At 47.6% G+C, this 11,941-nt stretch carries 15 protein-coding genes and 1 pseudogene; 10 read left to right on the forward strand and 6 right to left on the reverse strand.

From position 1 onward, the window contains the following. Window positions 1-661 (forward strand): SDR family oxidoreductase (locus tag B7L70_RS10135; protein WP_101940281.1); only part of this gene is annotated, 661 nt, incomplete at its 5' end. On the opposite strand, the gene B7L70_RS10140 is transcribed toward B7L70_RS10135, so the two are convergent. Both B7L70_RS10140 and B7L70_RS13045 read right to left on the reverse strand, forming a co-directional pair. Beyond that, window positions 658-1,284, reverse strand: coding sequence for a hypothetical protein (locus B7L70_RS10140; protein ID WP_081227876.1), 627 nt, complete (start codon window positions 1,282-1,284; stop codon window positions 658-660). The two genes, B7L70_RS10135 and B7L70_RS10140, sit on opposite strands and share 4 nt — an antisense overlap. 103 nt (window positions 1,285-1,387) lie before the next feature. Next, on the reverse strand, window positions 1,388-1,609 hold the full coding sequence (locus B7L70_RS13045) for a hypothetical protein (protein ID WP_143701620.1): 222 nt from the start codon (window positions 1,607-1,609) through the stop codon (window positions 1,388-1,390). 162 nt (window positions 1,610-1,771) lie between these two features. Here B7L70_RS13045 and B7L70_RS10145 point away from each other — a divergent pair, with 162 nt between their 5' ends. From B7L70_RS10145 to B7L70_RS10155, 3 genes are read left to right on the forward strand one after another with little or no spacing between them, the layout of a single operon-like run. Further along, window positions 1,772-2,578, forward strand: coding sequence for an aldose 1-epimerase (locus tag B7L70_RS10145; RefSeq protein ID WP_081227902.1), 807 nt, complete (start codon window positions 1,772-1,774; stop codon window positions 2,576-2,578). Between the two features lie 46 nt (window positions 2,579-2,624). Next, window positions 2,625-3,839: an Nre family DNA repair protein gene (locus tag B7L70_RS10150; protein WP_081227881.1), complete on the forward strand. Its 1,215-nt coding sequence runs from the start codon at window positions 2,625-2,627 to the stop codon at window positions 3,837-3,839. After that, the gene (locus B7L70_RS10155) at window positions 3,832-4,533 is read left to right on the forward strand and encodes a hypothetical protein (protein WP_081227883.1); all 702 of its coding nucleotides are present in this window, start codon (window positions 3,832-3,834) and stop codon (window positions 4,531-4,533) included. Before B7L70_RS10150 ends, B7L70_RS10155 begins: the two co-directional genes overlap by 8 nt. Here the strand turns inward: B7L70_RS10155 and B7L70_RS13525 are convergent. Then, the gene (locus B7L70_RS13525) at window positions 4,505-4,672 is read right to left on the reverse strand and encodes a hypothetical protein (protein WP_162009156.1); all 168 of its coding nucleotides are present in this window, start codon (window positions 4,670-4,672) and stop codon (window positions 4,505-4,507) included. The two genes, B7L70_RS10155 and B7L70_RS13525, sit on opposite strands and share 29 nt — an antisense overlap. Before the next feature lie 222 nt (window positions 4,673-4,894). On the opposite strand from B7L70_RS13525, the gene B7L70_RS10160 reads away from it, so the two are divergent. Further along, complete coding sequence (locus B7L70_RS10160; RefSeq protein ID WP_081227886.1) at window positions 4,895-5,314, forward strand: FHA domain-containing protein; 420 nt, start codon at window positions 4,895-4,897, stop codon at window positions 5,312-5,314. A gap of 22 nt (window positions 5,315-5,336) precedes the next feature. Here the strand turns inward: B7L70_RS10160 and B7L70_RS10165 are convergent, their stop codons facing one another. Next, a complete protein-coding gene (locus B7L70_RS10165) occupies window positions 5,337-6,950 on the reverse strand; it encodes a serine/threonine-protein kinase (protein ID WP_081227889.1) in 1,614 nt (537 codons plus the stop codon). A 53-nt stretch (window positions 6,951-7,003) separates the two neighbouring features. Between B7L70_RS10165 and B7L70_RS10170 the strand changes: the two genes are divergently transcribed. Beyond that, window positions 7,004-8,026, forward strand: coding sequence for a diphthamide synthesis protein (locus B7L70_RS10170; RefSeq protein WP_162009157.1), 1,023 nt, complete (start codon window positions 7,004-7,006; stop codon window positions 8,024-8,026). An 82-nt stretch (window positions 8,027-8,108) separates the two neighbouring features. Continuing rightward, the gene (locus tag B7L70_RS10175; protein WP_081227894.1) at window positions 8,109-8,441 is read left to right on the forward strand and encodes a DsrE family protein; all 333 of its coding nucleotides are present in this window, start codon (window positions 8,109-8,111) and stop codon (window positions 8,439-8,441) included. A 7-nt stretch (window positions 8,442-8,448) separates the two neighbouring features. On the opposite strand, the gene B7L70_RS10180 is transcribed toward B7L70_RS10175, so the two are convergent. Then, window positions 8,449-9,408, reverse strand: a complete 960-nt coding sequence (locus tag B7L70_RS10180; RefSeq protein WP_081227897.1) for an ornithine cyclodeaminase family protein — start codon at window positions 9,406-9,408, stop codon at window positions 8,449-8,451. 88 nt (window positions 9,409-9,496) lie between these two features. Between B7L70_RS10180 and B7L70_RS10185 the strand changes: the two genes are divergently transcribed. Together B7L70_RS10185 and thyX are read left to right on the forward strand one after the other, a co-directional pair. After that, entirely contained in the window at window positions 9,497-10,228 is a 732-nt protein-coding gene (locus B7L70_RS10185) for a helix-turn-helix domain-containing protein (RefSeq protein WP_202908731.1), read from the forward strand. 186 nt (window positions 10,229-10,414) lie between these two features. Then, the gene (gene thyX / locus B7L70_RS10190) at window positions 10,415-11,215 is read left to right on the forward strand and encodes an FAD-dependent thymidylate synthase (RefSeq protein WP_081227899.1); all 801 of its coding nucleotides are present in this window, start codon (window positions 10,415-10,417) and stop codon (window positions 11,213-11,215) included. Here the strand turns inward: thyX and B7L70_RS10195 are convergent. Continuing rightward, window positions 11,205-11,360 carry a 50S ribosomal protein L40e gene (locus B7L70_RS10195; RefSeq protein WP_081227900.1) on the reverse strand — a complete coding sequence of 52 codons (156 nt, stop codon included), beginning with the start codon at window positions 11,358-11,360 and terminating at the stop codon, window positions 11,205-11,207. The genes thyX and B7L70_RS10195 overlap by 11 nt on opposite strands. 238 nt (window positions 11,361-11,598) lie before the next feature. Here B7L70_RS10195 and B7L70_RS10200 point away from each other — a divergent pair. Further along, a pseudogene (locus tag B7L70_RS10200) lies at window positions 11,599-11,941 on the forward strand (hypothetical protein); the annotation flags it as partial.

Below are 11,941 nucleotides of genomic sequence, written 5' to 3' on the forward strand. Positions count from 1 at the left end.
TTACCCTGGGTTTCCGAGACCCGCAGTGGCAAGGAACCCCTGGCGACAGGGCGGGAGCTGCTGCGGTGAGGGGGCCCAGGGAGACCGTCGAGAAGGAGACGGTGGAGGTTTAACACCTACCGCCTCCGGAGAGACGGCTGAGGAAGCGGTGCATAAGGCTTATGAAGTATTGGGCGGCTTAGATGGTTTGGTGACTGTGCTTGGTGGGTATGTTGAGGGTGGGATTAGTGAGGTTAGTGAGGATGATATATTCAACATGGTTAGGGTTAATCTTGCAGCCCACCTACTCACGGTGAAGGCGGCTGTACCATTAATGAAACGCGGCTCAATAGTGATGGTAACGGCAATCTGGGGTCCATACGCCAATTGGCCCAACCACGTGGCCTACGTAGCCTCCAAGGCAGCGTTATCTAGGGTTGCCGAGACCCTTGCCTCAGAGTTGCTGGATAGGGGTATTAGGGTTAATGTTGTTGCGCCAGGGGGTATTAGGCATGATTTTAAGCCTGGGAGGGATTGGAGGAGTACGAGGAAGCTTGGTGATCCCTCAGCGCCCCCTGAGGACATTGCCAGTGTCATAATTTGGCTCTTATCGGATCAATCCGAGTGGGTTAATGGAGCCATCATCCCCGTTGACGGTGGATTTAGGCTCAGGGTGCGTTAATCCTCCGCCTCTGGTACCTTCGGGAGTAGGCTAATCCTCCCCCTAAGCCAATTATACATACTAAGCCAATCCAGCCTATAAAGCATGATACCAGCCACCGTGAAGGCTACTGCAAAGGCGACCTGGAAGTCCAGTCTAGTTAGGCCAAGCATTGACGTTGCCCCATACGCGGCCCTAAACATGGTTAACTCTATGGGAATCTCAACAGCACTCTTAATTAACTTACCCAACAGCACGTACGCGTTTAACCTCGTTAAACTAGCCCCAGCCGCCCCAGTACCCACGTAGACGTAGTCGTCAAGTGGTAGCCCGGGTATTATGGCTAGGATAACCACTATAAGCCACATGTAACCCAGTTTAAGTAAACCCCTCAACAACGCCATGTTCCTACCCCTAGACATGGGCCTCCTGAGGGCAACACCAATGAGGTACATTATGTTCTTGGATACGGCAGCCCCCAGGGCTGTGACAACTATGAAAAGGGCCACCAGGGGTATAGTGGGCCTAAGGTCAAGAAGTACGAGCGAAGCGTAGACCGTGTAGGCAGCCCCAAAGAATGGAGTTGCATTACTAATGAAGCTAACCGCAAAGGCAAGTAGTACGTAGTAAAGCAGCTCATGCATAACACGACGCATTATACGGAAGTATAAAAACCTACCCTACACAGTGGATTCATTAGAATGTTGAATAAAGAGGATCATCAAATAGGTGTGTTGGCTTCATTACTCATAGATCCTCGGCAATGACCCCCTCCCTGCCCTTGTTGGGCGGGGTTGCTCCACTTTGTGAGTCCCATGATGATGTTTTAAATTCTAGCAGTGCTGAGATGTTTAGTAGCTGGAGTGGCGCCTCTGGGAGGGGTTTTCCTTGCATTAGATTAGTCGGTGAAGCGATACCCACTATCCCCACCATCCCAGGCAAGACACCAACCTGTAGCAGACGGGGCAACAACCAAACCCCCCAAAGCGAAAAACCAAAAGACAAGGAGGGAGTCAGTGGCGTTAAACTTGCTTAGTTAAATGCCTTTTTAACGGTATTGATTAATAAGTAGGGACTGGTTCCTGCATAGTAATAATATTTTTAATTCGGTTAACTGAGTGTATGGACATGATTAGGCTTAGGGATGGTGAATCCGAGGTTGTGATCTATGAGAGGGGTGCGTACCTGTATTCATGGAGCATTAGGGGTAGGGATGTGGTGCTGAGGGGTAACATTGACATGCCTACAAGGGGTGGTATGGCGATTCTCATACCGTATGCCAACAGGGTGCGTGGGGCCGAGTATGTGTTCAACGGTGTTAAGTACACTTTACCGGTTAAATGGTGGCCCCCTAGGGAGGATAATGCTATTCACGGCCTTGTGCTCGATAAGGACTTCGTGGTTAAGGAATCGACAATAAGCTCGGTTCTGCTTAATTACGTGCTTAGGCATAGCGGCTACCCAACGGTGCTGGACATTTCTGTTAAGTATGAGTTAAGCGGTAACAGCTTAACAACCAGGTTCATGATTCAAAACATTGGCTCATCAGATGCGCCACTAACCGTTGGTGCCCATCCATACTTCCTAGTCTCTGGTGATTGGGATATTAAGGCTGGTGGTGAGTCCTATCAATGCGAGGCAGTAGATAAGATACCCACAGGTAGGCTCATAAGGCGTGAGTTAACTAGGGGTGATTGGGATGATTGCTTCATCGTTGATGATCCAATACAGCTTAAATCATCATACTCAAGCATAACCATTACTAGGGTTAACATGAGGTATCTTCAGGTCTACACGGGGGTTCCAGGTGCAGTGGCTGTTGAACCGATGAGTGGTGCCCCTGATGCATACCATAATGGAATGGGACTGGTGGTCATAAGGCCTGGTGAGGTTAAGGAATTCTCATTCACGGTCAACGTGACTAAGGCACCGGCTTAATTCGATGAAACAATTTTAAACGCCCCCTTCGGTAATTCAGGTAGCCGTGACTGGTATTAGGATTAAGCCTGAACTGTGCCTAGTATGCAAGGGGTACAGGAACCTATGTGGATTGCCAAGGTGCCCGATACTTGAGAGGAGGCTGGCGTTAAGCAGAGTGGGTAGGTACATTAATGGGCATGTAGATGGTTCATCACCCCCATCCGTGGTTGTTGGGGAGGTAGGCTATCCCGTGGTTAAGGTCATGTTTAACATACCACCTAATATACATGGCATCAATGCCGCGTACTACGATGACCCCAGCGGGTGGTGGGGTAGGTTGAGTCTCTATGACATAATTAAACTCAGATCCTCAATGGTTGCAGCCTCAATGAGGATTAAGGTTAATGAAACCCAAGCCCTATACGACAATGAACTGGCCCCAGCCTCGGTCTCGGAGAAGCCGGTTGACATGGAGGCTAGGCTTAAGGGTAAGTTAACAGGGCTCAGTATCAATGAGCTATTGGTACCTACCCCACCTGCAGCGACGGCGCTTAGGATCAACGTATCCAGCAACCCCAAGGTCCCTAGGGTCATCGACAGGCTGATTAATGATGATGCTAAGGCCTCTGATGCCGTATGGGAGGCCTACAAGGGTGGTTTAAGCGTCTACACGCTAATAAGGGCATTATCAATGGGTATGCTGGGTGAGAGGAGGAGAAGGAGACTTGTACCAACTAGGTGGTCAATAACGGCCGTGGATTCAATAATAGGCGGTAGGCTAAGGGGCAGGGTACTTAGCCTCCCTGAGCTTAGCGAGGAGCTCCTCTTCTATGGGGAATACTTAGGCAACAGGTTCATAATAATGCTTAGGCCAGGTGCCTATAGGGCTAGGTGGATTGAGATCTGGTACCCATCCTCAGCCCTAGTTACCGGTAAAGACGCCGTGATCCACGTGGTTGATGAGGATTATGGAGGAAGGTTTAGTGAAATGGATGGTGGATTCTACGCTGCAAGGTTACCCATACTTGAATACCTTAATAAGACTGGTAGGACAGCGGAAGTGGTCATATTTAGGGAGGTTCTGCCAAGCTACTTCGTAACCGTCGGTAATTGGCATATAAGGGAGACCGTTAGAAGAGCGCTTGAAAATGGGCCGATTGGAAAGGGTACTGAGGTTCATGAGCTCTTGAATAGGCTACTCACCTACAAGGGGGCTTTAAGGTTCATGCCAAGTAGGATCAGTCGAATAACAGATTACCTGGGTGTTGAGCATGGTTAGGCTTAGGTTAACATCAGAAGTTCAGTCGTTAGTAATACGCAACATACCGGCCCTAGTGCTACTGGTACTAATGGTCATGCTTTACGATATACTAGACAGGTTCATGTTTAAGATACCCATAGGCATAGGGACATCATTATCGGTCATGTTGTTCCTCATACTGGTCTCCACGGCAATGGCACTTTTAATGAGAGTCTACGTTAGGGAGAGGATCATAACCTGCAGGGGGGCTAATGAACTTGTTGGTGGGGTAGCTGCACTGCTGTACATTGCAACGTTCTCAGCAATATCGTTTCAATCATTATACGCCATAATGGCCGCTGTATTGATGGGGGCAGCCTTAGGGTTTGGGCTATACATGACTGTACTTGTTGATGTAGCAACATGCCAAAGGATACCAAGCGTCGTAATAAGCATAATAGAGCCTCAGGTGGAGTTCAGCAGGAGCTTGCTTGTGAGGGATAAGGTCACGGTGGGTAGCGGCAAAGGTAATGATGTAACGCTTCCAGCCAAGGTAGGTAATGTCTCCATTACGTTCATTAACAATGAGGGTAACCTAGTCGTAACAGGCAAGGGATTGATGATTGAGGATAAGGGGATGTTGAAGGAGGTTGATTCAGTGGCTTTAAGCATTGGTGAAACACACGTAATATGGATCAATAACGTTAGGATAAGGATAACCAGGTTAAGTTAAAGACAATCTTAGTTACATTTAACCATAGTCTTAACCTGGCCTCAGGGTTTTTCGTTATTAAGTCGACAATAGCCTCAACAGCCTTACCATCACCCCTCAACGCATCAAGAAAAAACATCCCTAATGAAAGCTGGGTCACTACTAGCAACCTCCCTCAAAACCCTCTTAAAAACCTCAACATCCACAGGCAAAAACAATATCATAATAAAACCTACTCCGTGGTAAGCATTATACCAGCCTTAGTCTAACGTGACTCTCATAATATATTAATGGAGGGGGTGTTGGTGCATTGATTAGGGAGGGAAATGATTAATTGTATTACGCTAGTAAAATATTTAAGCTGTGACTTGAGGCGGGCATAATGAAGAATAGTGGAAAGGGCGATACTACCGTTAGCGTGAAGGATCTTGGTTCAGAGACCACTAGGCATGTTGAGCAGAAGCCGGCTAACAAGATAAGGATAACCTTCATAGAGTCGACTGTTGATTCGCTCAAAAATACATCAATAGATGTAGATATGGTTTACTTCAACTCGGTAACCATAGGACGTGCGCCGGAGAACATAATAGTTATACCGGATATAACAGTGTCAAGGAGGCATGCCGTGATAAGTAGGGATGTTAACGGTTCGCTGGTGTTAACTGATTTGAACAGTAAGAATGGCACCTACGTGTATAATAACGGCATGTTTGAGCGTGTTAACAAGGTTGAGTTGAAGGATGGCTTGGTGGTTAGGTTAGGCATGTACACGATAATAAGGGTTAACCTGCTTCAGGATTAGGGTTAAGATCGTTAAGGTGCGCCTAACCACCCATGTAATGCCCCGTGTGTTGAGTTTCATTAACCTGAGTCATGTACATCTCCAGTGTAGCCAATACTTCACCTATGCTAGGCCTCATTTGAGGATCTAAACTTAGGCTTCTTAAAATCAGGTTAGCTATAGGTGGAGGTATGCTTGGGTCCATGGGTGGTAGAAGCCCCCTCAACACGTACTGCTGTGGGTTAAAGCCCATTAACATTTCATAGATTATTAAACCCAGCGAGTAGACATCAGCCTTATCAGTGGCGGCCTTATTCATAAGGACCTCTGGGGCTGAGTAGGCTAGCGAGAACTGAGATATCTCGACGCTGCGTCCTGCATAAACCTTTGACGCACCCAGGTCCCCAAGTTTAATTATCTTCCTGTCCTTATCCTTGAATAGTATGTTCTCGGGCTTAAGGTCAAGGTGAAGCATTCCCATCTCATGAAGTTCCTTTAGGGCTAAGGCTACCTCATGGGCTATCCTAATGGCTTCACTTAGACTTAACCTACCCACTTGCCTTAGGTAATGCCTCAGGGAGTTGTACTCCATGTAATCCATGACAATGTAAGGTGGGTCCTCCAGGTAAGATTCAAGGTTCCTGTAGGGCAACTTATCCTCATTTATGTGAATCTCATAAACCTTAACAACCCTATCACTGTTAACTAATAGGTAACTCGTCATCTCCCTCTTAAACGATTGAACAACCTTCAGGTCGCTGGCCAGGGGTGTGTTGCCTGGGCTTGTGTACCTAAGGACCTTTATAGCATACCTTTCATTGCCATAGCGGCCAAGTAGAACATAACTGAAGCCCCCTGTGTCAATTACTCTCTCAACATAGTACCTGCCACTGATCCAAGCGTCAACCCAGGTCTCGGGGGGCGGTACACCCCTATGAAACCTCAGTCTCCTAAAGGATGCCAACGCTGGGATTATGAGCATCGACGCAGTGGGCATTAGTAACGTTGACGGTAGTGATAACGCTATGGCTAGTGCACGCCTGGGTCTACTCGCCTTAACTAGAGGTGTGATTAACGTGAAGCTTGCAAGTAGGCTTGGTAATGCTTGGGTAACTCCACCTAGCCTATAGCTCAATATTGCGACTAAGATAGGCGCCGACGCAAGGGTGTACATTACCCACGTAGGGTACCTGTACGGTAATTCAAGCGGCCCACTATACGCCCTCGCTGAGATGTAGGTAAGCAGTAGGAAGCTGAAGATTATGTACATTAGCGAGTATTCGTTAGCAGATGACATAACCACGAGCACGTAGTAGATGCCTAATGTCAAGTAGCGAGCCCAGGTGGGCAGTTGAAAAATGGTTAGCGAAACCGCCACCAGAATACCCACCATCACCACTAGCTCATTTAGGAGTCCTAGTGAGTTAACATTACTATAGGTGATTAAGGCTAGGGCTAGGTAAAGTATGATAACCGTTGCATGGCTCTTAGCTGGAGGGAATAGTAACATAGGTAACGTGGTTATTATGACTAGTATTATGGATTCGGTGGGTTCCCCAAAGGCCATTCCGACTGCCGTTGATAATACGGCTAATGCCGACATTACGGTTATCCTCTCTGCTACATCGTAGTATCCATACTTCACTTCACTGCGCATCCTAATTAAGCAGCCTATGTAGGGTTTATTAACCTAGAGCTGCATCGCCAATGATGAGGATTGGGGACTTGGTGATAGACGGCATTGAGGAATTAACAGAACTTGTTAAAGGTAGGAACATAATGATTGAGGCGCCAATAGGCCTAATTAACGCCGCAATTGAGTTATCTAGGCTATTGAGTGAGAGACACAGCGTGGGGGAGGTCATAGTTAGTGGTAGGAATGCCTGGGGTGTATGCGACCTAGCCACACCGCCCCCCGGCTTTGACCTAGTTCACATTGGGCATGCCCTACCACGCAACGTGGAATTGCTCATGAGGATTAACGGCTTCACCACTGAGAAGGGTAAGATAACGGTTATCAATGGTAAGGGGTTTAAGACGTACGTACTACCAGCCTACTACATACCCAACGAGGACGTTGTAAACTCACTATCACTTAGGTTAAGTGGCTACGAGGGCTCAATGCTGCTCTACCCGCTATTATATAAATTGTACGCCGAATCATTAGCCAGGAAAATACATGGCACAGCCATTGGACCATTCACCGGGTGCTTCATGCCGGTTAAGGCTGATAGGATGATTGTCGTCTCTGGGGGATACTTCTATGCCCTAACGGCTAAGCTAATCAACCCAGGTTCAAGGGTCCTTGTGGCTGATCCGCATAGGCTAGTTGTTGAGGATGTTGAGCCAGTTTACAGGAGGTACCTTGGCTTAAAGGTTAACGCATTGATGAAGGCCATTGAGGCTAGAAGAGTGGCTATTGTGTTAACCAGCAAGCCTGGTCAAGGTAACATCAGGCATGCGTTGGATGTTAAGCGTAGGCTAATGGAGAGCGGTAGGGAGGCGTTCATAGTTTACGTTGATGATGCAGCTCCAGATACGTTGAATAGTATTAATGCAGATGCAATAGTCGTTGAGGCTTGCCCAAGGATAGCTCTAGATGACTTAGATAGGGTCGGTAAACCGCTAATAGCCCCCCTTGAGGTTGAATACGTTATTAAGGGTGACATAAACGGCTACAGGATATCCACCACCACAATTATACCGCTTACCGGCATTAAGGGTAGCCATTAGACCCCTGAGCATGCAGTTGAGTTAGATGTATGTGAAATAATGCTTATCTAGGGTATACATTAACCATGTATGGGGGTTTGATGTGACGTACAGAGTAATCGTTCAGGTATCAGAACTAGATAAAGTTAAGGCAGCATTAATATCATGCAGAAACCTGTTAAGTGACCTAGGCAGTGTTGAGGTTGAGGTGGTGTTTCACCAAACAGCGGTAAAGGCTCTCATCAAGGGTAGTGAATTTGAGAGTGATATTAAGGGGCTCATGGATAACGGGGTTAAAGTTGTAGCATGTAGGTACGCCATGAGGCTTAACAACATTGGTTATGATGATTTAATCAATGGTATTACGGCAGTTAATACTGGGGTTGGGGAGGTAGTTAGGAAAATGGCGGAGGGGTGGTTGTACCTACGGTTATGAGTTTAGACTACTGGCTATAGTCGAACATTCCCCTGAACTCAAGCCTTAACCCCAGTCCCTCCTTAAGGGCCTTGTCGTAAACGACCTTAGCAGTAACCACGTCCTCTATGGATATGCCGAGGGACTTGAATATTGTTATAGAACTTGCATTTAACCTACCCTTAACCCTACCCGTGACTATGTCTGATAAGGGAACAACCTTACTCCACACATCACCCCCGGCCATTATTAAGTCGCCTGCCTCCTCCCTTGCCTGCTCAACATCGTCAACCGCTATTACATCAGCCCTATTCACGGTATCCTGAGTTAACTCAGCCCTATCCCTCCAGTTACTCCCAATAGCATTTATGTGTATACCCTCAGGCAGGTAGTCACCCCTTATGAATGGCTCCTTGGAGTTCGTAGCGGTGATGAGGACGTCAACCTTACACGCCTCCCTATAATCATCAACAACCACGGCATCCACGCCGCTGGCCCTTATGTATGATGCGAAGGCTTCGGCGTGAGCCCTACTCCTGCTGATAACCTTAACCCTACTTAACACGCCCAGTGAGTTAAAGGCCTCAAATTGAGCCCTAGCCTGCCTACCTGACCCAACTATTCCAATCTCCCTAATTGAATTAGCCATGTACCTGCTGGCCACCACTGAGGCTGCCCCCGTCCTAATTTGCCCAAGTCTATCGGCCTCGATGATGGCGAGCAGCTCACCTGATTCAATACTGAAGAGCAGGACGACAAACCTCGTGCCGTATTTGGTACTTAGGTATGCCTTCAGGCCAGCCACGTTGTAATCGCCTAGGGCACCACTTTGAAGGACGTGGAGCACTGCTCCGGGCAATACCACTCTACGCCTGGGTAGGTTAACAGCCTTACCAGTCCCAAGCATCCTGAACCCATTCTCGACGGCCCTTATCGCCTCATCATACGTTAACAACCTGGCCACCTCACGCTCCCTAATTAGTAGCATGTTGGGTGGTGCGCATGAGAGGTTTATTTAAGTAACCTCAGCTGCCATGTGGACGAAAAATATTAAATAACTCACTGATTTCTGTGCTGTGGAGGAGGTTATTGAGAGTGCGGTGGTTGATAAGGTGGCTACGTTTATAGCGGGTTCAATAGTGATGTCGGAGTCCCCGGGTAGGGAGCTTAAGCGTTGGAGGGAGTACTTCAACATACCTCAGACGGAGTTGGCCATCAAGTTGTCCACAACCCCAAGCGTGATAAGTGACTATGAGTCGGGTAGGAGGAAGTCCCCCGGCTCATACTTCGTTAAGAGGTTTGTTAGGGCCCTAATAGATATTGAACTTGAGAGGGGTGGTTCCAGGCTCCAACTGCTTATTAAGCAGATGTCGGCTGGTGATAGGTACATGACGGCTGTGATTGATATGAGGGATTACGTAAACCCCATTAGCCTTGAATCCTTCTTGAGGGCTATTAACGCATCGCTGGTGGTTCCTCCAGCCACCAGGATGGATATACACGGCTACACCATAGTGGATAGCATTAAACTACTTCTCGATGTCCCATCCTACGAATACCTCAAGCTGTATGGTTCAACAACCCAGAGGGCTGCCATATTCGTCAACACCAGGTACGGTAGGTCACCATTAGTGGCTATAAAGGCTATGATGGCGTTCGTTGACTTTAAACCATCCATAGTGGTTCTACATGGGTTAGATAAACCAGATTACCTGGGTATTGAGGTGGCTAGGAGGGAGAAGATACCGCTGGCCATGACTAACATGGACGTTGACGAGATGGTTAAGGTGCTTAGGACGCTTGGTTAAAAAGGGAAAGTAAAGAGTCCATGGCGTGTCAACAAATTGACCCCACCATGAGGGATGGGTTTTAGGCATTATTAAATGTACATGTAGCAGCGGCGTAATCTTAAGGTTAAACTCCAAAAAGTATCATAAGCGAGATACCTAGAGTAGCGCTTATAAGCGTTATTTAGGCCTAGAGATCAGGTTAACATGAGTTACCCGGTGATTAAACCCTCAGTCACATTATTAATGACGTGGGGTAGTGAGGAGTTTACAGCGGCCATGAGTGACGTGATTTATAGGGCGTATACGGTTGAGAAGGCCCTTGATAGGGTGAGGAACGACCCAGGTATAGTTAGGCGTAGGATAACGAGCTTCCTTAGGGATGGGCACCACAGCGTCTTTGAATTTGCTGGGGCTAGTTGGCTTATTGAGGGTAGTAGGGCCTTAACGCATGAGTTGATTAGGCATAGGTTGGCCAGTTACTGGCAGGAGAGCCAGAGGTACGTGGACTATGCAAAGGGTCAATTACGCTACGTGTTACCACCCAGCATGATTAATGAGCTTGCCCCATTCTTAGAGTCAGCTAGTCAAGTTTACGTGAAGGCTAGGGGATCCATGGTCCCCGAGGATGCTAGGTACATTTTACCTAACGCAATGGCTAGTAGGATTTGGGTTCAAATGAACGCCAGGGAATTCTTCCTAAACTTCATACCCCTCAGGACTGGGCTTGGGGCCTTCCACGAGATTAGGCTAGTAGCCTGGCTGATGTTCAACACGCTGGTGGACAAATTCCCAATAACAGCCAGGTGGATTTGGGAAAACCTACCTAAGCTGCACCCAGACTACTGTAGAGGTCTCGATAAGTTGAGGGATGCGTATAATACGGAGGATTGTAGGTTGATAAGCATTAAGGATGCGTTCACTAAGTGGGGTATGGAGGTACCACAAGGTCTGAGTAAACTCATGGAGGCATCATATGGTAAGGAGCGAAGTAGGGTTAGTGCTTAAACCTCTTAGGCCTTAAATCCTTACTTCCACACCTCCTACACTTCTCAGCGCCAATTGGGTTACGTGCACCACACCTCCTGCATATCCAGTAACCAAACCTATGCTCAATAGCTATCCTAAGCTTCTCAGGGTCACTAATGGGCATAAGGCATGGCTCTACCTAACCCCTTTAAAACATTACGCTGTGAGATGTATTTAAAGGAGTGGTATACTTAGCGTAAATTCAAGATTCATGTGGCCAAACGAGCGACAAGCCTCGCCCCTTCTAGTGGGTGGGAGTTTGTGGTGTTTGTTGTTTCTTGGTTTGTTTAAAGTTTTAGTCTTTTGGTTGGTATTTTTGTTTCTGGTTATGTTTTAATTCCCCCTTTTGCTGTGTTTTCTCGGTGCCTAGGGTGGTGCCCCCGAGAGGGGGTTCAATCTCTTCGGATGAGTCGGTGGGTCGATTACCCACTGTTTCCACCACCCTAGGCACACAATCCTCCTTCACCCCTAAATCGAAGGGTAGGAAATCAAGGAGTGAGGAAATGCGCACTGTTAGGCTTAGGCTACTGCCTAATGGCCCTCAGGAGAGGAAATTGCGGAGAATCGCCGATGCTACTGCTAGGCTTTGGAATGAGTTAAACTACGCTAGGCTTGTGCAGTATAGGGCATCGGGCAAGGTTGATTTCAAAGGGACAGGGCACGAGCTCTATCATAAGTATAAGAGTGCGTTGGGTGTTAATGCTG

This window comes from Vulcanisaeta sp. EB80 (assembly GCF_002078205.2).